This is a genomic window from Janthinobacterium svalbardense (assembly GCF_002327145.1).
Classification (GTDB): Bacteria; Pseudomonadota; Gammaproteobacteria; order Burkholderiales; family Burkholderiaceae_D; genus Janthinobacterium; species Janthinobacterium tructae.
In genome coordinates, this window is sequence record NZ_CP023422.1 from 2,197,582 (window position 1) to 2,221,996 (window position 24,415).

Consider the following 24,415-nt stretch of genomic DNA (forward strand, 5'->3'; position numbering starts at 1 on the left):
GCAGAATAACATTGCTACGGAACACAATGCACACATCACAGACGACGCGCGTGGCCCTGGCCGCCTTGCTGGGCATGGCACTGGCCTTGCCGCTGGCGGCGCAGGAACAGCCCGAAGGGCAAACGCCAACGCCAACCTTGCAGGAGGAAGACCACACCATGTATTTGGATCAAAATTTCATGCCCAGCAACCAGCGCCGCGCTACATATGCGCTGCGCACGCCGCCCGTGCGTGACGAGGCGCTGGGCGCCTGGCATGTACGGCTCGAATTTCCCGACACGCCGGGCGTGCTGGCCTTTGAAACCTATGCCACCGACCTGGACTTGAGCCAGGTCAGGTTCGTGCGTTTTCGCAAGTATTACTACGAGAATGGCCAGCTGCTGCGCGAAACCTACTTCAATGCCCAGGGTGAGGAGTTGCTCGGCGGCTGCGTGTACTTCGAGAATGGCCAGGTCAAGCAGAGAGTGACCGCCTTGCCGAACGGGCGCGACAGTATCTCGGAAACGTATCACGAGAATGGCCAGCTGGCCTACAAGACGCTGTATCACGATGACGAGATGGCCGATGGCGAGCAAGTGTCGTATGGCGCGAACGGGGCCGTCAGCGACCGCTCGTATCGACGCAATGGCAAGATGGATGGCGTGCAGGAATCGTTTTATGCGGATGGCAAGGTGCACCGACGGGGACAGTTTGTCGATGGCAAGCGCGAGGGCGAGTTTGTCCGGTATGCCCAGGATGGCAGCGTGCTGGCCAGGACCGTGTGGGTGCACGACCAGCCCGACGGCTGGTCGTTTGAAAGCCATGACAATGGCGTTGTGTCGAACAAGACGCTGTACAAGAAAGGTGCTGAACTCAGCTTGCAAACGTGGGGGCCGAACGGCCGGCCCATCTTTGCGTGGCAGAAAGACGCGCGGGGACGCGACCATGGCGATACGACGGACTGGCATGCCAACGGTGTGCGCGCCAGCGTGACCCCGTTTGTCAGAGGCCAGCGCCACGGCTTGCTGCAGACCTGGTACAGCGACGGCAGCCTGCGCCAGATCGTGCCGTACGAGCACGGCAAGAAGCACGGCATCGAGCGCCAGTGGGACCAGGCTGGCAAGCTGGTGCTGGAGCAGACATGGCAGGATGGACAGCCGGTAGCGGCGAAGTAGGGGGGGCGCATGCCATATCGACAGACTATGCGCCTGGCGCTGCTGGCGGCGTTGATTGCCTTGCCGCTGGCGGCGCAGGGCGATACGTCGTTCTATGACAACGGCCAGCTCAAGCAAAAGGTGACGCTGCTGCCAAATGGGCACGACCGCATTGTCGAGACTTACCATGAGAACGGCCAGTTGATGAACCGCATCCGCTACCACGGCAGGCAGATGGCCGATGGCGAGTATGTGTCATACGGGCCGAATGGCAAGATGAGCAGCCACGCCTTCCTGAAAGGCGGCAAGATGCATGGCTTGCAGGAAGTGTTTTACGCCGACGGCAAGCTGTTCCAGCGCAGTCACTTTATCCATGACAAGCAGGATGGCGAGTCCCTCACCCTGGCCGAGGATGGCAAGGTGCTCGCGCGCAAGGTCTGGGTGGATGGCGAAGCCGATGGCTGGTCGTTTGAAAGCCATGACAATGGCCAGCTGGCGCAAAAGGCCCTGTACCGCAAGGGCAAGCTGCTCAGCATGCAGAAGTGGGGCAGCAACGGCAAGCCGTCGATCGCCTGGCAGCAGGACGCGCTGGGGCGCGAGCAGGGCGATGTCACGGAATGGTATGACAATGGCGTGCGCGCCAAGGTCATCCCCATGCGCGATGGCCAGCGCCATGGCTTGCTGCAAGTCTGGGCCAGCGACGGCAGCCTGCTGCAGCTTGTGCCGTATGAGCATGGCAAGAAGCAGGGCATCGAGCGCCGCTGGGACCAGCGGGGCAAGCAGGTGTGGGAGAAGGCTTGGCAGGCGGGAGCGCCAGTGCCTGCCGGGCTATAGGCAGTAGGGGCGCGACCGCCTTTGCAGGTATCATGCAGGGATTCCGGCCCGCCAGCAGGCGCGCAGCCGGGTCTGACAACTGGAGGCAATGGTGGTGGAAGCGGAAGTTTCGGCGGTGGCCCGGGCACAGGGTATGGCCTTGCAAAACATGCGCGTCGTCATGCGCGCGGCGCAGCGGCACTCGGCGCAGATCGAGAAGCAATGTGGCGTATCGGGCGCGCAATTGTGGGTGATGCAGGAATTGCTGGAGCGCCCAGGCCTGCGCATGGGTGAGCTGGCTAGCAAGATGTCGATCCACCAGACGACGGCCAGCAACCTGGTCGACGCGCTGGTGAAAAAAACCTATGTACGCAAGGCGCGCGACCAGCCTGACCAGCGCGTGGTCACGCTGACCCTGACGGCGGAGGGCCAGGCCGTGATCGCCGGCGCGCCGCAGCCGGCGCGCGGCTTGCTGCCCAGCGCGCTGGCTCAGCTGGACCCCGACAGCCTGGCGCACCTGAACCAGGGCTTGAACGCCTTGCTGGCAGTCGTCGCCCCCGATGACAGGCAGGCGGGCATGCAGCCGTTTCCTTTCACCATGTAGTGACGCGCAAGCGTGTGGCTGGAGCGCTCCGCTTGCCATTATCATCGGCGCTGTCGCAGCGTTGATGAAAGCATGCATTGAAGATAATCAATTCCGTTTTGCTGGCCGCCGTCCTGGCCAGTTCTTCTTCCCTTGCCACCCCGGCCTTGCCTGCCGAAGCGTTGCCCGCGACCCTGTATGTCGACGCGGAGTACCAGCCCGCCGCGCCCGCTGCAGCCATGTACGAGCAGCGCGCGCCGCTGCGCCATGATGCGGCCCGCCAGGCCTGGCATTGGCAGCTGTATTTCGCGCAGCCGCCAGGCAAGCTACACATGGATGCCTGGTTGCTGGATGCCGACGTGGCGTCGCCGCGCTACGCCTATCAGCGCAGCGTGTATTTCGCCGATGGCCGGCCAGCCCTGCTGGAAGAGCGCAACGGGGACGGCGATTTCGACGGCGTGAACGTCGCCTACCATGCGGATGGAACAGTAAAAAGCCGCAAGGCTTACCGCGCCGGCGAGTACGAAGGCGTGCACAGCCATTACCATGCGAATGGCCAGCTGAGTCATGCATTGTTGTACCACGCGGGCCAGCCCGCCGATGGCGAGTACCTGAGCTTTGACGAGCATGGCCAGATCAGCAACCGCGCGCATTTTGCCGACGGCGTGCTGTCGGGCGAGGCGCAAGCGTTTCATCCGAATGGTCGGCTGGCCGAGCGGGGGCCGTATCTGGAAGGCCAGCGCAACGGCCTGCACCAGAGCTGGTGGCCGGACGGCCACGAAAAGTCGCGCCTCAATTTCCTGCATGGCAAGCCGCAGGGCTGGTCGCTGCTGTATTTTGCAAATGGCCAGCTGGACCAGAAAAACCTGTTCGAGGATGGCGTCATGCTGAGCACGCAAAGCTGGCGCGACGATGGCACGCCGCTGCATGCCGTGGAGTATGTCGACGGGCGCAAGCACGGCCTGGAGCGCCGATGGGGCGAGGATGGCACGCGTACCGTCTGCGCATGGCAGGACGGCAGCTTGCTGCGCCCCTGCAGCCATTTTTAGTTGGGCGGCGCCGGCAGCCGTTGCAGCTGCAGTTGCGCCAGCGCCCCGTACAGCGGTTCGCTGAGCACGCGCGAGACGGTGCTGGCCACCACGGCGCAGGCCATCAGGCTCAGCACCATGCCGTGGCCATCGACCATTTCCATGACAATGATAAACGCCGTCAGCGGCGCCTGCGTGGCGGCGGCCAGAAAACCCACCATGCCCAGCGCGATCAGGGCCGGCGCGTGCGGGTAGTGCAGCAGCACGGCGATATCGTGGCCGATGCCGGCGCCGATGGCCAGCGACGGTGCGAAGATGCCGGCCGGCACGCCCGACCAGACGGTCAGCCATGTCGCCACATATTTGAAGGCGACAAAGGCGGGCGAGGCGTCGCTGGAACCTTCCAGCATGGCGCGCGTGGCCACGGTGCCGCTGCCGAACGTGGCGCCGTGGCTGGCGATGCCGATGGCCGCCACCAGCACACCGCAGACGGCGGCGAACAGCACGGGACGGCCCTTTCTCCACGCAGACAATTTGCCCAGCGGGTTGCCGCGGGCGGAGGCCAGCAGCAGCCGGGCGAACAGGCCGCCGGCCACACCCGCGACCAGGGTCACGAGTAAACCTGGCAATGCCAGCGCCAGGCCGATGGGGCCGGGATGGATGATGCCGAAGTGGGTGGCGTTGCCGTGGATCGAGACGGCCATCATGCCGGCCAGCACGATGCCGGCGACGATCAGGCCGCTGTTGCGCTGCTCGGGCGAACGCGAGAGTTCTTCGATGGCAAACATGACGCCCGCCAGCGGCGTGTTGAAGGCGGCCGCGATGCCGGCCGCGCCTCCGGCCACCAGCAGGGAGTGGGCGCTCACCTGCGAATGACGGGGCAGCAGGCGGCGCGCGGCCAGCATCACGCCGGCGGCAATCTGCACGGACGGCCCTTCGCGCCCCAGCGAGAGTCCTCCCAGCAAGCCGCCCGCCGTCAGGACGATTTTTGCGGCACTCAGTTTCAGGGACACGAACAGCGAGCGCTGCTCGGGTGCCACGGCCGGGTCCAGGGTGGCCATCACTTGCGGGATGCCGGAACCGGCCGCGCCCATGGCGTAGCGGCGCGTCAGCCAGACCAGCAGGGCGGCGCAGGCGGGTGTCCACAGCAGGGCGAACCACCAGGCCTTGCCGTTAAAAAAGAGAAACAGGTCCAGCGCTTCCTCCGCCAGCCACGTAAAGCCCACGACGACGAGCCCCGCGATGGCGGCCATGCCGACGACGACGGCGCGCGACCACCACAGGCGCGGGTTGGCAAATTCATGCTTGAAGGCAGAGGGGATGTCGTGCAAGTGCTTCATTGCGGCAAGTCCAGGAAGGGGCGCGCAGGGCGTCGGGAAGACTTGTCATTATATAGATGTATTTGTTCAAATGTATTTACGGGGTTTTAATTGTGGAACGTCAGTTGTAGAACTGCTACACGAACAGCTCGTGCCGCGCGCTCTGGCTGATGGCGATGGTGGCCGGGTGGCTCAGGCGCCGTTCCGTGGTGATCGCATACACTTGCTCGACCAGGCTGTCGACCCGGCCCAGCGCCACCACGGCGTATTGCTCGCATACCTGGGGCGCGATGACGGTGGGCGCGAAGAACAGGCCGGCGCCGGACTGGCCGAAGGCCTTCATCATGGCGCTGTCGTCGAATTCGCCCACGATGCGCGGGTGCAGATGGTTGTCGCCGAGCCATTGCAGCAAGCGCCCGTAAATGGCGAAGTCTTCGCCTGGCAGCAGCAGCGGCGCGCCGTCCAGGCATTCGGGGAAGCCCCCGTTCAGGGTGGTGGCCAGCGCAGGTGTGCCGAACAGGGTCATGCCGCTTTCACCCAGCAAATGGTTAAAGCCGCGCACGCTCAAATGGGCGGGCATGGGGCGGTCCGCCATGATCAGGTCGAGCCTGTGCACGGCCAGGTCCGCCAGCAGGCTGGCCAGCCGGCCTTCGCGGCAAATGATGCGCAGCGGTTCGGCCAGGCCCAGCGCGGGCGCGACCAGGCGGCAGGCGATCAGTTTCGACACGGAATCGGCGCAGCCCACGCGAAACGTCGTCGTCGCCGTGCGCGACTGGTCACGCACGATTTCCAGCAGTTCATCGCCCGTGTTGAAAATATTTTCGGCATGGCTGAGGATGCGCCGGCCCGTGTCCGTCAATTCCAGCTGGCGCCCGCTGCGGCGGAACAATTCCACGCCCAGGGTGTCGGCAAACTCGCTCAGCTGGCCGGAGATCGATTGCGGCGTCAGGTGCAGCTGTTCGGCCGCGCGCGCGATGCTGCCCGTCTTGGCCACCATCCAGAAATAGCGCAAGTGCTTGAAGTTGAGTGTCGACATGCTTTTCCCTGACGTTAATACATCGAATTCTTCGATGTATTCGTCAATTATATTCGATTTGTTCGATGTTTATATTCAGACTATGATGGCTGCTCAATTCATGCAAGGAGAGTGCCATGGTCATCAGGATAGAAACAGACAGTTGCGGAGGCCAGCGATGAACGGCCTGGAGAGTATTGCAACGGCACCCATGTGGGCCGGCTTCATCGCCTTTGTTCTGGTGATGCTGGCGCTGGACTTGTTCGTCTTCGGCGGCAACAAAGCGCACAAGGTCAGCGTCAAGGAAGCGGCGACGTGGTCGCTGGTGTGGGTCAGCCTGGCCCTGCTGTTCAACGGCGGCCTGTGGTGGTATCTGAACGGCACGGCCGGTCCCGAAATCGCCAACCAGAAGGCGCTGGAATTTTTCTCCGGCTACCTGATCGAGAAAGCGCTGTCGGTCGATAACGTGTTCGTCTTCCTGCTGATCTTCAGCGCCTTCCAGGTGCCGATCCAGTACCAGCGCCGCGTGTTGATTTATGGCGTGCTGGGCGCGATCGTCATGCGTGCCGTGATGATCATGGCCGGCGCGTGGGTGGTAAGCGAGTTCAGCTGGGTGCTGTACCTGTTTGGCGCCTTCTTGTTGATTACCGGTATGCGCATGCTGGTGGCGGCCGATGCAGAGCCGGACGTGGCGAACAACCCCGTGTTGCGCTTTGCCCGCCGCCACTTGCGGGTGGCCGATGGCGAGCATGGCGAGCGTTTCTTTGTGGCAAAAGGCGGGTTGCGCTATGTCACACCGCTGTTCCTGGTGCTGATCCTGATCGAGGTGACGGATCTGGTGTTTGCGGTCGACTCGATCCCGGCGATTTTCGCCATCACGACGGACCCGTTCATCGTCTTCACGTCGAACCTGTTCGCCATCATGGGATTGCGTGCCCTGTACTTCCTGCTGGTGGACGTGGCTGACCGCTTCCACATGCTCAAGTATGGCCTGGCGATGGTGCTGGTGTTCATCGGCGCCAAGATGCTGATCATGCCGTGGTACCACGTGCCGGTGGAAGCTTCGTTGCTGGTGGTGGCAGTGCTGATCGTGTCGAGCTGCGTGGCGAGCGTGTTCATCACCCGCAGCGACAAGAAGTAAATGCAGTACGGCGCGCCCTGCCTGGCGGTGGCGTGCCTTTTAATTGACTAATAGAAAGAGTAGAAAATCATGCGTACTTATGAAGCGAACAGTCCCCAGGCAGCGGGACGTATTCTGGCCCTGATGATGGTAGTCGATGGCAACCTGGCCAGCGCCGAGCTGCAAGCCATGCACCGCAGCAAGATCCTCGAGCATATCGACCTGGCGCCGGCCGCTTTTCAACAGTTGCTGCAAGACCTGTGCGACGACATGCTGACCTCGACCGTGCATGGCGCCGTGCAACTGGCCAATGGCGTGATCGACAGCCTGCTCGATGAAATCGATGATCCGGACTTGCGCCGCAAACTGCTGCAAGCCATGTGGAAGATCGCCGACGCGGACGACTGGCTGGCCGATGGCGAAGCCGTGTTGCTGGCCCGCGCCAGCGCCGTGTGGTCGGCGGAAACGAACTTCCGCGCGCACGGTGCCTGATGCACGTCAAGCCGTCTTGTGCCCCATGGCAATGACGGCGGCGCCGGCCAGGGCCAGGGCCACGCCGGTGATATCCGTCCAGGCGGGCGTGATGCCGTCGACCAGCCACAGCCATCCCAGCGCCGTGGCGATATAGATGGCGCCATACGTGGCATACACCCTGCCGCTGGCGGCCGGATGCAGGGTCAGCAGCCACACGAAGATCAAGAGGCTGATGGCAGCCGGCAACAGCAGCCAGGCGCTGCCCTTGTTGCTCAGCCACAGCATGGGCAGGTAGCAGCCCAGCAGTTCAGCCACGGCCGTGACGGTAAACAGCCCGAAAGTGCGGGCCAGACTGGTCCATTCGATGGCGTCGTTCATTGCATTCCTGTTCGTGATCAAGCCGCCATTGTAGCCTCCGGGCGGCGCCGTCCCTGCTATGATCGGGTTCGGATACCGGAGGAAACACCATGACGACGACCCCAGCGCCGCGCGCCTTGCTGCAAGCCATGTTCCAGGCCGCCATCGAAGCGGCCCAGCCATCGCACTGCATCCCGCCCCATCTGCCGCCCGCGCCCAAGGGACGGCTGATCGTCATCGGCGCCGGCAAGGCGTCGGCCGCCATGGCGCAAGCCGTGGAGCGGCACTGGCCGGGTCCCCTGTCCGGACTGGTGGTGACGCGCTACGGTTACGCCGTGCCCTGCGAGCGCATCGAGATCGTGGAAGCGTCGCACCCCGTGCCGGACCAGGCGGGCATGCAGGCGGCGCAGCGCATGCTCGATCTGGTCGCCAACTTGCAGGCGGACGACACGGTGCTGTGTTTGATTTCGGGCGGCGGCTCGTCGCTGCTGGCCTTGCCGCTGGACGGCATTACATTGGAAGACAAGCAAGCCTTGAACCGCGCGTTGCTGGCGTCGGGCGCCAGCATCGGCGAAATGAATTGCGTGCGCCGCCATTTGTCCGCTATCAAGGGCGGGCGCCTGGCGGCCGCCTGCCATCCGGCGCAAGTCATCACCCTGGCCATTTCCGACGTGCCCGGCGACAAGCTGGGCGATATCGCTTCCGGCCCCACGGTGGGCGACGCGACCACCTGCGAGGACGCGCTGGCCATCGTGCGCCGCTACGGCATGGACTTGCCGAACAGCTTGCGCGCAGTGCTGGAAAGCGGGCGTGGCGAATCCGTGAAACCCGACGATCCGCGTCTGGCGCGCACGCAGACAACCCTGATCGCCACGCCGCAGATGGCCCTGGAAGCAGCCGCTGGCGTGGCGCGCGCGGCCGGCGTCACGCCGTATATATTGGGCGACAGCCTGGAAGGCGAGGCGCGCGACGTGGGGAAAGTCATGGCTGGCATGGCGCTGCACGCGGCCAAGCGGGGCCAGCCGTTTGCAGCATTTTCCGCCCCGTGCGTGCTGCTGTCGGGCGGCGAAACGACGGTCACCGTGCGTGGCAACGGGCGCGGCGGGCGCAATGTGGAATTCTTGCTGGCGCTGGGCATCGCGCTGGAAGGGCACGAAGGCATCCACGCGCTGGCCGGCGACACGGATGGCGTCGACGGCCAGGAAGACATCGCCGGCGCGGTTCTGGCGCCGGACACCCTGCAGCGCGCCTGGGATCTGGCTATCCGTCCCCGCGACAGCCTCGACAACAACGATGGCCACGGCTTCTTCCAGGCGCTGGGAGATTCCGTGATCACTGGCCCGACCTTGACGAACGTCAATGATTTCCGGGCCATTTTGATTACCTGATTTTAAAAGCCTTCGAGCACGATCTTGCCTTTCGCCGTGTTGCTTTCCAGCAGGGCATGCGCGCGCTTCAAATTTGCCGCGTTGATCGTGCCGAAGCGCTCGGCCAGGGTGGTCTTGATGGTGCCCGCATCCACCAGCTGCGCCAGTTCTTCCAGTAGTTCATGCTGCCGTACCATGTCGGCCGTCTGGAACAGCGAACGGGTAAACATCAGTTCCCAGTGCAGCGACACGCTCTTGCCCTTGAACTTGCGCACGTCGATGTGCTCGGGGTCGTCGATCAGGGCGAACTTGCCTTGCGGCGCGATCAGTTCGACGATCTGCTCGAAATGCGTGTCGGTCTGGTTCAGGCTGATGACGTAATCGACGGGCGGCAAGCCCAGGCGCGTAATTTCTCCTGCCAGCGGCAAGCTGTGGTCGATCACGTGATGGGCGCCCAGTTCCCTGACCCAGTTAGCCGTTTCCGCGCGCGAGGCCGTGCCGATGATGGTGACACCCGTCAATTGCCGCGCCAACTGCACCAGCACGGAACCGACGCCGCCGGCCGCGCCGATCACCAGCAGGGACTTGCCCGTCAGACTCTTGTCGCGGCTGATCTGCAGGCGCTCGAACAGCAATTCCCAGGCGGTAATCGCCGTCAAGGGCAGGGCGGCTGCCGGCGCAAAGTCCAGGCTGGCCGGCATGTGGCCGACGATGCGCTCGTCGACTAATTGAAATTCGCTGTTGCTGCCGGGGCGGTTGATGGCGCCCGCGTACCAGACCTTGTCGCCCACCTGGAACAGGGTGACGTCGGGGCCGACGGCCGTGACGACGCCGGCCGCATCCCAGCCCAGCACTTCCGGCTGGCCTTCTTTCGGCGCGCGGTTCTTGCGCACCTTGGCGTCGACGGGGTTGACGGAGATGGCCTTGACGGCGACGAGCAGGTCGCGCCCCGTGGCGACCGGTGTGGGCAGCTCGATTTCGAGCAAGGCGGCTGCATCCGTGATGGGCAGGCTGTGGTGGTAGGCGATGGCTTTCATGCTAATCCTTGGGCTAGAGTGGGGAGGCGATGACGTATGATGGTTGCTTTCGCGTCCGGGAAAAAGAGGGCGCGTAGCGAAACACTTTCAAAGGAATGCTGAAAATTGCTGCGACTCGATGACTTGCAGGTGTTTGTCCGTACGGCCGACCGGAGCAGTTTGTCGGCGGCCGCGCGCGAGATCGGCATTTCGCCCGCGCTGGCCAGCGCCGCCGTCAAGCGCCTGGAAGGGGAGCTGGGCTTCCGCCTGCTGACCCGCACGACCCGTTCGCTGAGTTTGACGGCGGAAGGCACGCAATACCTGGAACACGCGCGCGAAGCCTTGCGCCTGCTGCGCGCGGGCCATGACGCGCTGCTGGCCGGCAAGGACAGTTTCGGCGGAACCTTGAAAATTGCCATGCCGTCCGACCTGGGCCGTAACCTGATGCTGGGCTGGCTGGACGAATTCCAGTTGCGCCACCCGAAGCTGCAGTATCAGCTCAGCGTCAGCGACCGGGTGGCCGACATGGTGCGCCAGCAAGTCGATATTGCCCTGCGTTACGGCCAACAGGACGATTCGAGCATGGTCGCCATGCCGATTGCGCCTGCCAACGACCGCGTGCTGGTGGCTTCGCCCGCTTACCTGCGCGCGCACGGCCCCCTGCTGGCGCTGGAAGACTTGTCGCAGCGCAATTGTTTGCGCTTCGCGCTGGAAGATGGCTTGCACGACCGCTGGACTTTTTACCGCCTGCCGCAGCGCGAGCAAGTCACCGTGCCAGTGAGCGGCAATCGCAGCGCCGACGATGCCGACCTGGTACGGCGCTGGGCCGTGGCGGGCCTGGGCATCGCCTATAAATCGCGGCTCGACGTTGCCGGCGATGTGGCGGCCGGCCGCCTGCAGGTGCTGCTGCCCGAGGTGGCGGGCGAGGCCACGCCCTTGCAGCTGCTGTGCATGCACCGGGCGCAAGTGACGCCGCTGGTGCTGCAACTGCGCGATTTCCTGCGTGACAAGTGTGCGGAGTTGGCATAACAGCACTATTAATTACAACTCGTTGCAAATGGCAATCATGCGCAGGTCAACCTGGGCGTACCCTCAGGCATTCTGCATGAAACCGCTTGAAGGATGGCCATGAACCCGAACCGACTGTTGCCGACGACCTTGATGTGCCTGCTGTTGCTGGCCGGCTGCGCCGCGACGGCGCCGCCGGCCGCGCAGCATGCCGCCGCCGCGCCCGACAATGCCGCGCAAGGCATCGCCATGCTGGAACGGGTCAGCTGGGGCGTGAATGGCGGCAGCGTGCGCCAGTTGCAAAAGGACGGCTGGAGCGCTTACCTGCAGGCGCAGTTGCACCCAGGCAAAACCAGCCTGCCGCCCGCCGTGCAGGCGCAGATCGACGCCCTGACCATCAGTCAGGTACCGCTCGATCAATTGGTGATGTCGATAGAGCAAAAGCGCAAGGAGTCGGCCGCCGTCATGGACGACATGGCGAAGCAGCAGGCGCAAAAGGATTACCAGCAGGAACTCAACCGCCTGGCGCGCGAGGCGGCCACGCGTTCGCTGTTGCTGGACGTGTATTCGCCGAACCAGCTGCAGCAGCAGTTGAGCTGGTTTTGGCTCAACCATTTCAGCGTGCACCAGGGCAAGCACAACTTGCGCGCCATGGTCGGCGATTACGAGGCGAACGCCATCGCGCCGCATGCCCTGGGGAAATTTCGTGACTTGCTGGGCGCGACCGTTCACCATCCGGCCATGCTGCGCTACCTGGACAATGAAGCCAACGCCGCCCGTCGCATCAATGAAAACTATGCGCGCGAACTGATGGAGCTGCACACCCTGGGTGTCAACGGCGGCTATAGCCAGGCTGACGTGCAGGAACTGGCGCGCATCCTGACCGGCGTGGGTGTCAATCTGGGAGGGGACACGCCGAAGGTGAAACCGGCGCTGCAATCGCAATACGTGCGCCGGGGCTTGTTCGAATTCAACCCGAACCGCCACGATTACGGTGACAAGCAATTCCTCGGGCAAACGGTGAAGGGCAGGGGGCTGGCCGAACTCGACGAAGCGCTGGATCGCCTCAGCCGCAGTCCCGCCACCGCGCATTTCATCAGCGGCAAGCTGGCCCAGTATTTCGTGGGCGACAATCCGCCAGAGCCGCTGGTGGCGCGCATGGCCGCCACCTTTCAGAAAAGTGACGGCATGATTGCCGACGTGCTGCAGACCATGTTCAACAGTCCCGAATTCAGGCAGTCGCTGGGCAAGAAATTCAAGGACCCCATGCATTATGTGGTGTCGGCCGTGCGCCTCAGCTATGACGACAAGCCCATCCTGAACGCGGGTCCCATGCTGAACTGGCTCTCGCGCATGGGCCAGCCCCTGTATGGACGCCAGACGCCCGATGGCTATCCGCTGACGGACGCCTCCTGGGCCAGCCCCGGTCAGATGAATACGCGCTTCGATATCGCCCGCACCATCGGTTCGGGCAGCGCCGGCCTGTTCAAGACGGATGGCCCGCAGCCGCAGGAAAAGGTGGCGTTTCCCCAGCTGGCCAGCGCCTTGTACTACCAGTCGCTGCAGCCGACCTTGAGTCCCGCCACGCGCCAGGCTCTGGAACAGGCCGCTTCGCCGCAGGAGTGGAATACATTTCTTCTTTCTTCACCCGAAATGATGCACCGCTAAGTTGAAACCGGAGGATTGCCATGCACCGTCGTGACCTGTTGAAAGCCCTGGCCGCCGCGCCCCTGTTGTCGCATGCAGGCAGCTTGCTGGCCGCACCCGCCACGAATGCCAGGTTGCTGTTCGTCTTTTTGCGCGGCGGCTATGACGCGAACAACTTGCTGGTGCCGCTCGGCAGCGATTTTTACTATGCATCGCGGCCGAATATCGCCATTGCAAAACCCGGCGCGGACAACGGTGCGCTGGCCCTGAATGCGGACTGGGCCTTGCATCCAGCCTTGCGCGAGACCATCTACCCCATGTTCAACGGCGGCGAGGCGGCTTTCATTCCATTTGCGGGCACGACGGATTTGACGCGCAGCCATTTCGAGACGCAGGACAGCATTGAACTGGGGCAGGAGATCGGTGGCCGGCGCGATTTCCGCTCGGGCTTTTTGAACCGGCTGGCGCAAAGCCTGAATGCCAATCAGGGCAAGCACGCCATTTCCTTCACCGACCAGCTGCCTCTGATCTTCCAGGGCGGCGTGCAAGTGCCGAACATGGGGCTGCGCTCGGTGGGCAAGTCGGGCATCGATGCGCGTCAAAGCCAGGTCATCGCCGCCATGTACAAGGGCACGCCCCTGCAGCAACCGGTCAGCGCGGGTTTTGCCGTGCGCGACGATGTGACGAAGGAATTGACGGGAGAGATGCAGGCGGCCAACCGCAACGCCATCAGTACCAAGGGTTTTGAACTGGAAGCGCAGCGCATCGCCCGCTTGATGAAGGATAAATACAATATCGGCTTCGTCGACGTGGGCGGCTGGGATACGCACGTGGGGCAGGGCGGCGCCAACGGCTACCTGGCGGGGCGTTTCGATGAGCTGGGGCGGGGCCTGGCCGCGTTTTCGCAGGAAATGGGCAGCGAGTGGCGCAATACCGTGGTGGTGGTGGTCAGCGAATTTGGCCGCACCTTCCGCGAAAACGGTAACCGCGGCACGGATCACGGCCACGGCAGCGTGTTCTGGGTGCTGGGCGGCGGGATCAAGGGCAAGCAGGTGGCGGGCGAGCAGGTGGCGATTTCGCAGGCGAATTTGTTCCAGAACCGCGACATGCCTGTGCTGAATGAATACCGCGCCGTGCTGGGCGGCTTGCTGCGCCGCACCTTCGGTTTGACGCCGGCGCAACTCGAGCACGTGTTTGCCGGCGTCAAACCGGTGGAGCTGGGGCTCGTGTAAATCAGCGAACCTCCGTGTTACGCTACGCCTGCGCAACTGGCGCGTAACCAAGCCCCGTCCCTGTCCCCGGTGCGAGGCACGAATGGAGCGGTATGACCGATACCCAGCGCGACATCGTCAGCGCAGGCTTTTCCCTGGCCTTGATTGCCGTGACGGCCTTCGTCATGCAGCGTTTCTTTTTGCCGCTCGTGTGGGCCGGCATCTTGTGCGTGGCCACCTGGCCCTTGTACCTGCGCGTGCGCGCGGCGCTGGGCCAGCGCACCATCATCGCGGCGGCCGTGCTGACCCTGGCGTTCGCCTGCATCTTCATCATCCCCGTGCTGTTCGGCGTGGCGCAGGCGGCGCGCGAAGTGCCCGTGCTGGCCAATTTTGTCGTCCATGCGAATACCGACGGCTTGCCCGTGCCGGACTGGGTGGCGCATATTCCGCTGGCCGACAGCGCCATCGGCGACTGGTGGCTAGCCACCCTGAGCCAGCCCCATGGTCTGGGCCACTTTTTTGCGGGCAGCGCCGTGGGCGGTTTTCATTCCGCGCGCGACATCCTGAAAATCCTTGGCGCGGACGTGTTCCACCGCCTGGTCGACTTCGGCCTGGCCTTTTTGTGCCTGTTTTTCTTTTACAAGGATGGCGAAGCGCTGACGCGCCAGATCACGGCCGTCGGCAGCCATTTCCTGCGTCCTGAGCGCTGGGGCCGCTATGCGCAAAAGATTCCCACAGCCATACGCGCGACAGTCAACGGCCTGGTGCTGGTGGGCCTGGCTGAAGGCGTGCTGATCGGTATCGCCTACGCCATCGCCGGCTTGCCGTCGCCGGCCCTGTGGGCGTTCGCCACCGGCATCCTGGCCATCATCCCCTTTGGCGCACCGTTGGCTTACCTGTGCGCGGCCGCCTTGCTGGTCATCCAGGGCAATGTGGGCGCCGCCATCGGCGTGGCCGTGTGGGGCACCGTGGTGCTGTTCGTGGCCGATCACTTCGTGCGTCCCGGCATGATCGGCAACGCCACCCGCTTGCCCTTCCTGGCCGTGTTGTTCGGCATTCTGGGCGGCGTGGAAGCCCTGGGCCTCGTGGGCCTGTTCATCGGTCCCGTCGTGATGGTGCTGTTCGTGACCTTGTGGTACGAAGCGAATGTGTCTGACAAGGTGCTGCCAGTGCAAACACCTGCCAGCCCGGCCGCACCGGAACGCACACAGTAGTGAGGGGTCGGCCAGCGTTGCCGCTGGCCGGTACTGGGCGCGTTCCCGGCGTGGCCGGGCGGAACACCTGGACCGCTACGCGGTTAAGGTGGACTTAATGCGCTTTAGATAAGATTAAAAGCCAGCGGCGCATCAGCAGCACTTCAACATAGCCCGGCTCGATGCCCGTACCGCACTCGATCAGGGGATTGACGGTGTAGTAGCGCTTGCGGAAGTCGCGGCAGACGAGGATTTCGCGCTTGCCCATGCGGACGAGGAAAGAGCTTGGGGCGTATTCCAGGCCGAACCGTGAGCCAAAACCGCTATTCAATGTTGCCATGACAATTCCTTTGAGGGAGATGTGTTGAACGAGTCATCAGAATAGCATAACTACTGTATGAAAACACAGCTACTGTATGAATAAACAGTATTTTTTTAATGGTGTGGTTTTTTGATCATCACCAGGAACATGAAAGAGAGATGAGTTTGCAAGAGAAAAATGACATGGGCGTGACCACGGGCTGGACCATGAAACTGCGCCGCTTCGTCGAGGCGCGCCTGTCGCCCGAGGGTGAGCTGGGCCTGCACATGACGGTGGGTGTGGCGCTGATGCTGGTGGCCATCGTGGTGTTCCACGAGATCGCCGAAGCCGTGATGGGCATGGCCCAGATCACGGTGATCGACTTGCAGGTGGCGCACTGGTTCAACCAGCATGCGGTGCCGTGGATCACCAGCTGCCTGCTGGTCGTCACGCACCTGCACGGCGTGCTCGGCGCCATTACCCTGGCGACCCTGCTGGGCTGGTATCTGCAACGCAAGGGCGCCACCTACTGGCTGTTTACCCTGGTCATTACCATGCCGGGCGTCATGTTTTTGAACCTGCTGCTAAAGTACATTTTTGTCCGCGCGCGGCCCAGTTTTGACGAGCCCCTCCTGCAGACGGCCCTGAGCACGTACAGCTTTCCGAGTGGCCACACGGCCACGTCGACGGCCCTGTACGGCTTGCTCGCTGCCTACCTGATTTGCCAGACGGCGCCCGGTGCGTGGGGCAAGCGCATCGCCATCGCGCTGGGCGCCTTCCTGATGGCGTCACTCGTGGGTTTCAGCCGCATTTACTTGGGCGCGCATTACCTGAGCGATGTGCTGGCGGCCATGGCGGAAAGCTATGGCTGGCTGGCCATCTGCATCGCCGGCGTGTCGACCCTGCGCCGCCGCCGGCATATCCGGCAAACCAAATAAGGGGAATGATCCTGAGTAAAATTGCAGTCATCATCAACGGGGGCGCCGGCTGCGGCTATGCGCCCGACTGGGCGCAGCAGCTCGAAGCACAGTTCCAGGCCGTGGGCCTCGACGCTGCCATCACCCTGGCACAAAGCGGCGCCGACATGATCGCCACGGCCGAGCAGGCCTTGCGCGATGGCGCGCCCATCGTCGTGGCCGGTGGCGGCGACGGCACCATCAATGCCGTCGCCTCCGTGGTTGTCGGCAGCGGCACGCCGTTTGGCGTCTTGCCGTTGGGCACCTTGAACCATTTCGCCAAGGATTTGAATATTCCTTTGGCGCTCGATGCGGCCATCGCCAATGTGGCGCACGGCGTGCTGCACCAGGTTGACGTGGGCCAAGTGAATGGCCGCATCTTCCTGAACAATTCCAGCCTGGGCCTGTATCCCGATATCGTGCGCGACCGCGAAAAGCAGCAGCGCCGGCTGGGACGGGGCAAGTGGCTGGCCTTCAGCTGGGCGCTGGTGGCGGCCTTGCGCCGCTATCCCTTTCTCAGCGTGCAATTGAAACTCAAGGACGCCGTGCATGCGCGCCGCACGCCTTTCGTTTTCATCGGCAATAATGAATACCTGATGGAAGGCTTGAATATCGGCGAGCGCGAGCGGCTCAATGGCGGCCAGTTGAGCCTCTACGTGGCGCAGCGCCCGGGCCGCCTGGGCTTGCTGAAACTGGCCTTGCACGCGCTGTTCGGCAAACTGTCGCAAGCCAAGGATTTCGATATGCTGATGGCCAATGACCTGGAAATTGCCACGAAACACCGCCGCCTGCGCGTGGCCACCGATGGCGAAGTGACCATCATGAATACGCCGCTGCGCTACCGCATCCGTCCCGCCGCGCTGGAGGTGATCGTGCCCGCGCCGGCGCCAGCCCAGGAGTAGACCATGCGTACCCTCGTGCATTTATCCGATTTGCATTTTGGCAGGGTCGATGCGGCCTTGCTGGCACCCCTGCGCGCCCTGGTTGAGCGCCTGGAGCCGGACGTAGTGGTGGTCTCGGGCGACCTCACGCAGCGCGCCCGCAGCGTTCAATTCCAGCAGGCGCGGGCTTTTCTCGACAGCTTGCCGGGGCCGCAGATCATCGTGCCGGGCAACCATGACGTGCCCCTGTATAACGTCTTTTCCCGCTTTCTGACGCCGCTGGTGAAATACCGGCGCCATGTGACGGACGATTTGTCGCCCGAATACGTGGACGAGGAAATCGCCGTGCTGGGCATCAACACGGCCCGCTCCCTGACGTTCAAGGATGGCCGCATCAGCCACGAGCAGATCGATGTCCTGCGTGAACGCCTGGGCCGTTTGCCGCCTGGTTTGACGCGCATCATCGTCACGCACCATCCCTTTGACTTGCCCGAGCATTTCGACAAGGATGACCTGGTCGACCGCGCGCCGCTGGCGCTGCAAATGTTTTCCGAATGCGGCGTGGACCTGTTGCTGGCCGGCCATTTGCACGCCAGCCATGCGGGCGACACCTCGGCGCGCTACAAGATCGACGGCTACGCCGCCCTGATGGTGCAGGCGGGCACGGCCACGTCAACGCGGGGCAGGGGCGAATCGAACTCGTTCAATGTCATCCGCATCGAAGACAGCGGCATCAGAGTCGAGCGCTACAGCTGGAATGAGGATAGCGCCGACTTTGAAAAGGTCAGCACGGAAGCGTTCGAGCGCGAAGGCGGCGTGTGGGCCAGCTTGCGGCCGCTGTAGTGGGAGTAAAGGGGATATTGACAGACGAATAGCACGGTATTTACAGGTTTGATCGGCAAATGATCAGCAGGCGGAGTCGTTATAATCGCGATAATATATTGTTTTGGAGAAATATATGTTAATCGACTCAAAAATGACCACTGCATCATCCGTCTCCCCGCGCGTCGTGGATACGCTTTCCCGCCCTGAAAACAAGTCCTTTGCCGCAGTATTTGCTTCGGTAACGGAGTCGGCGGCAACTTCAGCCGGGAATGCCAACAGGCAAGGCGCGTGCGGTAGATGGCGCCACTGGCGCCATCTACCGCACGCGGTTGCTCGATAGCGCCAAGGCCGACCCGGCAGAAGCGGAAAAACTGCTCGCTATCAATACGGCACCGGATAACGGTGCTTTTCCCCTGATCGATATTTCGAACTGGCCGACAGTGCGCTATTCCGCTTCTGGCGAACTGCAGACACCAGAGTCCGAAGCCTATTTCGCTGGCGTTGCCGCGTCGGCATCGAAGGCGCGCGCGGAGCTGCTGCAACTGGAACGCTCGAAAGGCACACCCACAGCCGCTATCCTGGACAAGGTGCTGGCCTTGAATAGCGCCTTGCCTCCGCGATATAAAGTCATGGCGAATATCGCGTATTGAGCATGCGGCAGGCCGCGATTACAGCCAGTAATTCATGAAGCGCGCGGCCCACTCCTTCATGCGGTCCGAGATGGGCCGCGTTTCCCATTTCGCTTTGGTGATCTCTTCCGAGTCGCGCAAGTCTTCCTGGAAGGCGTTTTCCATTTCACGGCCGAAGCTGTCGCCCAGCACGATCACGTTCAGTTCGCTGTTGTGCAGGAAGCTGCGCATGTCGATGTTGGTCGAACCTACCGTTGACCAGGCGCCGTCGATGACGGCCGTCTTGGCGTGCAGCACGGCCAGTTTCAAGTGGAAGATACGGATGCCGCCGGCCAGCAATTGATCGTACAGGGCGTGTCCCGCATGAAATACCAGGCCGCTGTCGGACACGCCGGGCAGCACCACGGTAACGTCCACGCCCCGCTTGGCGGCCGCCACCAGGGCGTCGACCGTCTGCTGGTCGGGCACGAAATAGGCAGAGGTGATGTGGATGGATTTCTTGGCTTCCTGGATGGCCAGGATATACGCCTTGTAGATTTCAAAGCCGCCGTCCGGTTCGCTGGCCACCACGCGCACCAGCTTGTCGCCCACTTCGGACAGGACGGGAAAATAATTGGCGTCCGGCAAGTCAGCCTGGTCTTGCTGGGCCCAGGTGCGGATGAACAGCCACTGGAAGGCAGCCACGGCCGGACCTTCCACTTTCACGTGGGTATCGCGCCAGCCCACGTCCTTCTTGTCGGTGGCTTTCGATTTCGAGCGGAACAGCGAGCTTTTCGCATAGGTATCGCTGATATTGATGCCGCCCGTAAACGCCATCTTGCCGTCGACGATCAGCACCTTGCGATGATCGCGGTTGTTGATCTTCCAGTCGTCGCCCTTGAGCTTGGCGGGATTGACGGGATTGAAGGCCACCAGGCGCACGCCGGCCGCGCGCATGCGCTCGAAAAACGCCTGTGGCACGCCGAGCGTGCCCACGCTGTCATAGATGACGTTGACCGTCACGCCCGCTTGCTGCTTTTCGATGAGCATATCGGCAAATTTCAGGCCCAGCGGGTCCTGGTCGAAGATATACGTTTCCAGGTTGATGCTGTTCTTCGCCTCGCTGATGGCCTTGAACATGGCGTCCATCGTTTGCGGGCCGTCAAACAGCAGGGTCACCTTGTTGCCCTTGATTAAAGGTACGCCCGTGGCCGCCTCTTCCAGCGCAGCCTGGGTCTTCAAGTCCATGCCGGACTTGGCCCAGCGCTTGTTGAGCAGGGCGGCCCGGCTGTTGACGTTCAGCAAGGCGCCCTTGCCCGTGATCACATTGGGCCTGGCCACGGGGGCCAATGTGGTGTTGAGGTTCTTGACATCGGGCAGCGAGGCGCATGCAGCCAGGGTCCAGCACAGCAGTAGGGCGGTGAGGCAGGATTGCATGCGCCTGGTGATCATTTTTGAGCCTTGGTCGTGGGTGACAGGTTTGCCGAGTCGTCAAGCAGTGCCAGCGGTGGCGGGTTTTTCGAGCCGAAGAAGAAGACGATGGGCGCGCGCAGGAAGCGCTTGCCCAGAATCTTCAACAATTGCATGCCGTGCTTGAAGCGCACCTGGCGCGAACGCAGGGCTACCCACAGGGCCAGGCCGAAGCTGACCAGCAGGTTGGCCGTGCCGATGGCGAAGATGCCCGACAGCGACTTGACGGCCAGCTGCCAGCTCATGTTGTGGTCGAGGCCCACCAGCGCCGTGGCAAAGTTGGCGGCCGAGAAGGTAATGTGGCGGATATCGATGGGCAAGCCGATCAGGAAACCCAGGGTGCCGATGGAGCCCAGCAGGATACCGAAATAGAAGTTACCCATCAGGCCGCCCAAGTTGTTTTCCAGATACCAGCCCAGGCGCTGCAAGCGATCCTGGCCGATGATGCGGCCCAGGCCGCGCAATTGCGCGATGCGCTGTGCCCAGCGCGTGTACAGCGCCTGGTTGTCATAGTAGCCGGAAATCAGGCCGGCCACGAACAGGCACACGCCGGCGATCATGGCGTAAAAGATGGCGGGGCTGCCGATGGGGTCGATATCGTGCAGCAAGTGCATGGCTTTTTCCGGTGATACCAGGTGGTGGCCCGTGATCGCCTTGTAGCCGAGCGCGATCAGCCACGCCGTGGGGATAGCTGTCGCCAGGTTGCCCAGCACGGCCATGTTTTGCGTGCGGAAGACCTTGTTGATCAGTTCGGCCATGCTGTCGAGGTCGATATTCCGGCCATCCTTGCTGTGCAGGCCGGCGGCGATGCGCGAGGCCGTCATGGCTGGCTGCTTGGTGGCCACCGTGAAGTGCAGCAAGTGGATGAACATGAAGCCGATCGAGTAATTCATGCTGAACATGAACGCTTCCACCAGCGGCGCCGAGCGCAGATACGACATCAATATCTTGAACAGGGCCATGAAGCCGATGATCACGCCCGCGCCCGCCGACGAGAGGAACATGGCGCCCATCTCGCGCCGGTTTTCCGCGATGTAGTGCTCGCCCGTGCGGCTGGCGTTTTCCGTCACATTGCGCGCCAGTAAGTTGATATTGTCGGAAAACAGGTCGCTGACCTTGTACTTGTGGTTATGCGCGCGGATCAGTTCCAGCGCCAGCCCCACGGCGCCCGCGCGGCGGCGGCTGACCGGTTGCGGGTGCAGCAAGTCTTGCGTGGCGTCCACCGTGATGGCGGCGATATCCACGTTGCACGATGCGGGCAGCTCGCCGCTCGTGTCGACCAGGAACAGCAGCTTGCGCAGGCGGTCGATGCTTTGCGCCAGCGCCACCAATAAATAGGTGAGGGGAATGCTGGTGCCCTGGTACAGCGCCTTCTTGCGGATCTTGGCGATGACGGCATCGCACTGGTCCAGCATCACCAGCAGGTGGCGCGCGTCCTCGATGTGCTCGATATTGCCTTGCAGCAGATTCGAGTAGGCGTCCAGGTAGGCGTTCACTTCCGTGTTCTGCACCATGAATGGGGACTGGAACACTTCGATTTCATTGTGAAAGCGTGTCAGCTCCGGCTCCAGGCCCATGGCGCAGACGCGATAGGACAGGGTGCGGATGGCGTCGAGTATGCCGGGCAGCATGATATTGCCATCGCCGACGGCCAGTTCGATATCGTCGCTGGTGAGCACGTCGAACAGTTCCAGCCAGTCAGTGGCGGGCACGTTGCTGATCCATAAATAATCGGTCTTCAGGTACAGCACCTGGTCGAGTGCGTCGTTCAGGTATTCGTCGCCCAAGGCGGGTGGCAGCATGCGGTAGGCGATGCGGCGTTTCAATTCGGTGAAAAAACCGCTGTTCGACAGCACGCCGATGTCCGTGTACAGGCTGGCGTGGCGGCGCGCGGCCAGCACGCGCAGCACGTATTCGTGCAGGGCGCGCGCTTGCGCGGGGTTACCTTTGAGTAGCTGGCGCAGGGTGCGCACGTTGGCGATCGCGGTAGCGCTGTCGTGCGGGCGCTTGGGACGCAGTGAGTTGAATAATGCCACCAGCAAGTCGATATTGCTGGAGTTCGGGTCAATGCGTTCGAGGATAGCTAGCATGCAAAAAAAACGGGCGAGCCGCTGTCGGTAAAACCAGTAGTGTACCGCCTGCGTCAAATCGCGCAACGTTCGCCACCGAACATTGCTTTGCGGCAGGGCCTGCTTTTAACCCCATTTTGCCGCAGATTGCCACAATCATGGTCAAATTTGCGTGTTGTCAGTGCGCGACGTGTTTCCCGGGGCTAAGCTGAAGTTTCTGTTGTACAACGCACGGATGGCTGGACAAAAAGCGAGGATAAGGTAACACTGGGATGTGACACACAGCGCATGTCCTGATCAATACCGGGAAGTTTCACCCACGTCACCGAGATATTTATCATGAAGACCTCGTATTTTGCGCTTGCTGTGATAGGGATGGGGCCGTTCGTGCTGGGCGCAACGGCCCAGGCCGCCGATGGCGCAGGCAGTGCCGCATCGAGTAACGTTGCCGTGTACGGCGTGCTTGACGCAGGCATCGTTGCCGAGCGAGGCTGTGCCGCCAATTGCGCCAGCAGCAAGGTATCCGGCGGCGTTGCATCCGGCTCGCGCCTGGGGCTGCAGGGCCGCGAAGCGCTGGGCAATGACGTGTCCGCCGTATTTACCCTCGAAGCGGGCGTGCAGAACGACACGGGCCAGTCGGAAGACGGCCGTCTGTTCGGCCGCCAGGCTTACGTGGGCCTCGACAGCCGCCTGGGCGCGCTGACCCTGGGGCGCCAGTACAACCTGCAATACCTGGCGCTCACCGATGTGGCCGACCCGTTCAAGGGCGGCATGGCCGGCAGCGCCAGCAACCTGGCCGGCTACAGCGTGAAACGCTACGACAATACCGTCAAATACGTGTCGCCCGCCTTGCGCGGCGTGTCCGCCAGCGCCATCTACAGTTTTGGCGAGTCGCCGTACAGCAGCGCCAACAACCGCGCGTATGGCGCCACGCTCGGCTATTCGGCCGGCGCAGTGAATGTCAGCGTGTCGCACCAGCGCAAGAACAACTTCATCCTCGCCTCCGGCACCTTGCCCGCCATCGACATGTCGTCGCGCAATACCCTGATCGCGGCAAATGTCGACCTGAAAGTGGCCACCGCCTTTGCCGCCGTGGGCGTCAACAAGGGCTATGGCAGTTCGCCGTGGGATCCGAACAACGCCTACAGCTCGCTGGCCCTGTCGATGTCGTCGTCGGACAGCCGCGACACCCTGCTGGGCGTGTCCGTGCCCGTGGGCGGATTCAAGCTGCTGGCGTCCTGGGTGCACAAGGATGACCGCGACCTGGCCAACCGCGACGCCAGCCAGGTGGCCGTCGGCCTCACGTATTGCCTGTCAAAACGCAGCGATTTCTACGCGTCCTACGCGAAGATCCACAACAAGAACGGCGCCCGCTACACGGTGGGCAATGCCAGCGACGCGGGACGCGGTGACGCGGCTTTTAATCTGGGCTTCCGTCACGGCTTCTGAACTGCTGTCGTAGCAGGGGCCGGGCAGCTGGCGCCCAGCCACCTGCCGTTGCTCGTCACATTCACCTGTTCCGGCGTGCCGCGCGCGCTGGTCGTCACGGCCAGTTGCATGCTGAACGCCTGCTCGCCGCTGAATAACACCTTGCCTTCGCCGCTCGATTTCGGATTCGCGCACGTGAACGATACGTGCATGCCGCCCGCGATATCCGTATTTTTCGATTTGCAGTCGCCGGGCTGGCCCGTGGGAATCTGCTTGCGCGCAGCCATTTCCGGCGTCACGCAGGCCGTCACGCGCACTGCGCCGTCGGCGCCCACGGTGGGCATGGCCATGCCGCGGCTGGCGGCCATGCTTTCCAGCTGCTTGCGTTGATCGGGAGGAAGGTTGCCCAGCTGTTGCAGCACCATGGACATGGCGTTGTCGGTGGCGGCATCGGGCGAGGCCATCTTGCTGTCGACTTGCCACAGGCCCGGCTTGATGGCGGCGGCCTGCGAGGCGGCCATGACATTGGCTTGGGCGCCCAAGGCGGCGCAAGCCAGCAGGGTCAGGCGTAGCAAAGAGTGTTTCATGTTGGC

The 24,415-nt window shown here is 62.9% G+C and carries 24 protein-coding genes; 16 read left to right on the forward strand and 8 right to left on the reverse strand.

Annotation, left to right across the window (positions count from 1 at the left end; all coding sequences use genetic code 11):
* Positions 1–26: 26 nt before the first annotated feature.
* The 4 genes from CNX70_RS09870 (at position 27) to CNX70_RS09885 (ending at position 3,578) form a co-directional block, all read left to right on the forward strand.
* Positions 27–1,154 (forward strand): toxin-antitoxin system YwqK family antitoxin, encoded by a 1,128-nt coding sequence (locus CNX70_RS09870; RefSeq protein ID WP_096234549.1) that lies wholly within the window; start codon positions 27–29, stop codon positions 1,152–1,154.
* Positions 1,155–1,163: 9 nt separating this feature from the next.
* A complete protein-coding gene (locus CNX70_RS09875; protein WP_157750969.1) occupies positions 1,164–1,967 on the forward strand; it encodes a toxin-antitoxin system YwqK family antitoxin in 804 nt (267 codons plus the stop codon).
* Positions 1,968–2,100: 133 nt separating this feature from the next.
* Positions 2,101–2,550, forward strand: coding sequence for a MarR family winged helix-turn-helix transcriptional regulator (locus CNX70_RS09880; protein ID WP_244199098.1), 450 nt, complete (start codon positions 2,101–2,103; stop codon positions 2,548–2,550).
* Positions 2,551–2,627: 77 nt separating this feature from the next.
* Positions 2,628–3,578 (forward strand): toxin-antitoxin system YwqK family antitoxin, encoded by a 951-nt coding sequence (locus tag CNX70_RS09885; RefSeq protein ID WP_096234552.1) that lies wholly within the window; start codon positions 2,628–2,630, stop codon positions 3,576–3,578.
* Here the strand turns inward: CNX70_RS09885 and CNX70_RS09890 are convergent.
* Both CNX70_RS09890 and nhaR read right to left on the reverse strand, forming a co-directional pair.
* A complete protein-coding gene (locus CNX70_RS09890; protein WP_096234553.1) occupies positions 3,575–4,897 on the reverse strand; it encodes a chloride channel protein in 1,323 nt (440 codons plus the stop codon). The genes CNX70_RS09885 and CNX70_RS09890 overlap by 4 nt on opposite strands.
* Before the next feature lie 115 nt (positions 4,898–5,012).
* Complete coding sequence (gene nhaR, locus CNX70_RS09895; RefSeq protein WP_096234554.1) at positions 5,013–5,912, reverse strand: transcriptional activator NhaR; 900 nt, start codon at positions 5,910–5,912, stop codon at positions 5,013–5,015.
* Positions 5,913–6,069: 157 nt separating this feature from the next.
* Between nhaR and CNX70_RS09900 the strand changes: the two genes are divergently transcribed.
* Positions 6,070–7,032, forward strand: coding sequence for a TerC family protein (locus tag CNX70_RS09900; RefSeq protein WP_096234555.1), 963 nt, complete (start codon positions 6,070–6,072; stop codon positions 7,030–7,032).
* Between the two features lie 69 nt (positions 7,033–7,101).
* A complete protein-coding gene (locus tag CNX70_RS09905; RefSeq protein ID WP_096234556.1) occupies positions 7,102–7,503 on the forward strand; it encodes a tellurite resistance TerB family protein in 402 nt (133 codons plus the stop codon).
* A 6-nt stretch (positions 7,504–7,509) separates the two neighbouring features.
* On the opposite strand, the gene CNX70_RS09910 is transcribed toward CNX70_RS09905, so the two are convergent.
* Positions 7,510–7,863: a YnfA family protein gene (locus CNX70_RS09910; protein WP_096234557.1), complete on the reverse strand. Its 354-nt coding sequence runs from the start codon at positions 7,861–7,863 to the stop codon at positions 7,510–7,512.
* Positions 7,864–7,952: 89 nt separating this feature from the next.
* Between CNX70_RS09910 and CNX70_RS09915 the strand changes: the two genes are divergently transcribed.
* On the forward strand, positions 7,953–9,230 hold the full coding sequence (locus CNX70_RS09915; RefSeq protein ID WP_096234558.1) for a glycerate kinase type-2 family protein: 1,278 nt from the start codon (positions 7,953–7,955) through the stop codon (positions 9,228–9,230).
* A gap of 2 nt (positions 9,231–9,232) precedes the next feature.
* On the opposite strand, the gene CNX70_RS09920 is transcribed toward CNX70_RS09915, so the two are convergent.
* The gene (locus tag CNX70_RS09920) at positions 9,233–10,246 is read right to left on the reverse strand and encodes a zinc-binding alcohol dehydrogenase family protein (RefSeq protein ID WP_096234559.1); all 1,014 of its coding nucleotides are present in this window, start codon (positions 10,244–10,246) and stop codon (positions 9,233–9,235) included.
* A gap of 105 nt (positions 10,247–10,351) precedes the next feature.
* Between CNX70_RS09920 and CNX70_RS09925 the strand changes: the two genes are divergently transcribed.
* From CNX70_RS09925 to CNX70_RS09940, 4 genes are all read left to right on the forward strand, one after another.
* Positions 10,352–11,254, forward strand: a complete 903-nt coding sequence (locus CNX70_RS09925; protein WP_096234560.1) for a LysR family transcriptional regulator — start codon at positions 10,352–10,354, stop codon at positions 11,252–11,254.
* Positions 11,255–11,353: 99 nt separating this feature from the next.
* A complete protein-coding gene (locus CNX70_RS09930; protein ID WP_096238366.1) occupies positions 11,354–12,901 on the forward strand; it encodes a DUF1800 domain-containing protein in 1,548 nt (515 codons plus the stop codon).
* 20 nt (positions 12,902–12,921) lie between these two features.
* Entirely contained in the window at positions 12,922–14,112 is a 1,191-nt protein-coding gene (locus tag CNX70_RS09935; protein WP_096234561.1) for a DUF1501 domain-containing protein, read from the forward strand.
* Positions 14,113–14,204: 92 nt separating this feature from the next.
* On the forward strand, positions 14,205–15,305 hold the full coding sequence (locus tag CNX70_RS09940) for an AI-2E family transporter (protein ID WP_096234562.1): 1,101 nt from the start codon (positions 14,205–14,207) through the stop codon (positions 15,303–15,305).
* Between the two features lie 94 nt (positions 15,306–15,399).
* On the opposite strand, the gene CNX70_RS09945 is transcribed toward CNX70_RS09940, so the two are convergent.
* Positions 15,400–15,624, reverse strand: coding sequence for a hypothetical protein (locus CNX70_RS09945; RefSeq protein WP_010396348.1), 225 nt, complete (start codon positions 15,622–15,624; stop codon positions 15,400–15,402).
* Between the two features lie 140 nt (positions 15,625–15,764).
* Here CNX70_RS09945 and CNX70_RS09950 point away from each other — a divergent pair, with 140 nt between their 5' ends.
* The 4 genes from CNX70_RS09950 to CNX70_RS09965 all read left to right on the forward strand — a co-directional run bounded on the left by CNX70_RS09950 (position 15,765) and on the right by CNX70_RS09965 (position 18,897).
* Positions 15,765–16,523, forward strand: coding sequence for a phosphatase PAP2 family protein (locus tag CNX70_RS09950; RefSeq protein WP_244199099.1), 759 nt, complete (start codon positions 15,765–15,767; stop codon positions 16,521–16,523).
* Between the two features lie 5 nt (positions 16,524–16,528).
* Complete coding sequence (locus CNX70_RS09955) at positions 16,529–17,443, forward strand: diacylglycerol/lipid kinase family protein (RefSeq protein ID WP_096234563.1); 915 nt, start codon at positions 16,529–16,531, stop codon at positions 17,441–17,443.
* Between the two features lie 3 nt (positions 17,444–17,446).
* Positions 17,447–18,265, forward strand: coding sequence for a metallophosphoesterase family protein (locus CNX70_RS09960; RefSeq protein WP_096234564.1), 819 nt, complete (start codon positions 17,447–17,449; stop codon positions 18,263–18,265).
* Between the two features lie 251 nt (positions 18,266–18,516).
* A complete protein-coding gene (locus tag CNX70_RS09965; RefSeq protein ID WP_208624515.1) occupies positions 18,517–18,897 on the forward strand; it encodes a hypothetical protein in 381 nt (126 codons plus the stop codon).
* 18 nt (positions 18,898–18,915) lie between these two features.
* Here CNX70_RS09965 and cls read toward each other — a convergent pair whose 3' ends face one another.
* On the reverse strand, positions 18,916–20,307 hold the full coding sequence (gene cls, locus CNX70_RS09970; protein WP_096234565.1) for a cardiolipin synthase: 1,392 nt from the start codon (positions 20,305–20,307) through the stop codon (positions 18,916–18,918).
* Positions 20,304–22,415: a site-specific recombinase gene (locus CNX70_RS09975; RefSeq protein WP_096238369.1), complete on the reverse strand. Its 2,112-nt coding sequence runs from the start codon at positions 22,413–22,415 to the stop codon at positions 20,304–20,306. The genes cls and CNX70_RS09975 overlap by 4 nt, the downstream gene beginning before the upstream one ends.
* A gap of 318 nt (positions 22,416–22,733) precedes the next feature.
* On the opposite strand from CNX70_RS09975, the gene CNX70_RS09980 reads away from it, so the two are divergent.
* Positions 22,734–23,843 carry a porin gene (locus tag CNX70_RS09980; protein ID WP_096234566.1) on the forward strand — a complete coding sequence of 370 codons (1,110 nt, stop codon included), beginning with the start codon at positions 22,734–22,736 and terminating at the stop codon, positions 23,841–23,843.
* Here the strand turns inward: CNX70_RS09980 and CNX70_RS09985 are convergent.
* Positions 23,831–24,409: a DUF3617 domain-containing protein gene (locus CNX70_RS09985; protein WP_096238370.1), complete on the reverse strand. Its 579-nt coding sequence runs from the start codon at positions 24,407–24,409 to the stop codon at positions 23,831–23,833. The two genes, CNX70_RS09980 and CNX70_RS09985, sit on opposite strands and share 13 nt — an antisense overlap.
* Positions 24,410–24,415 lie beyond the last annotated feature (6 nt).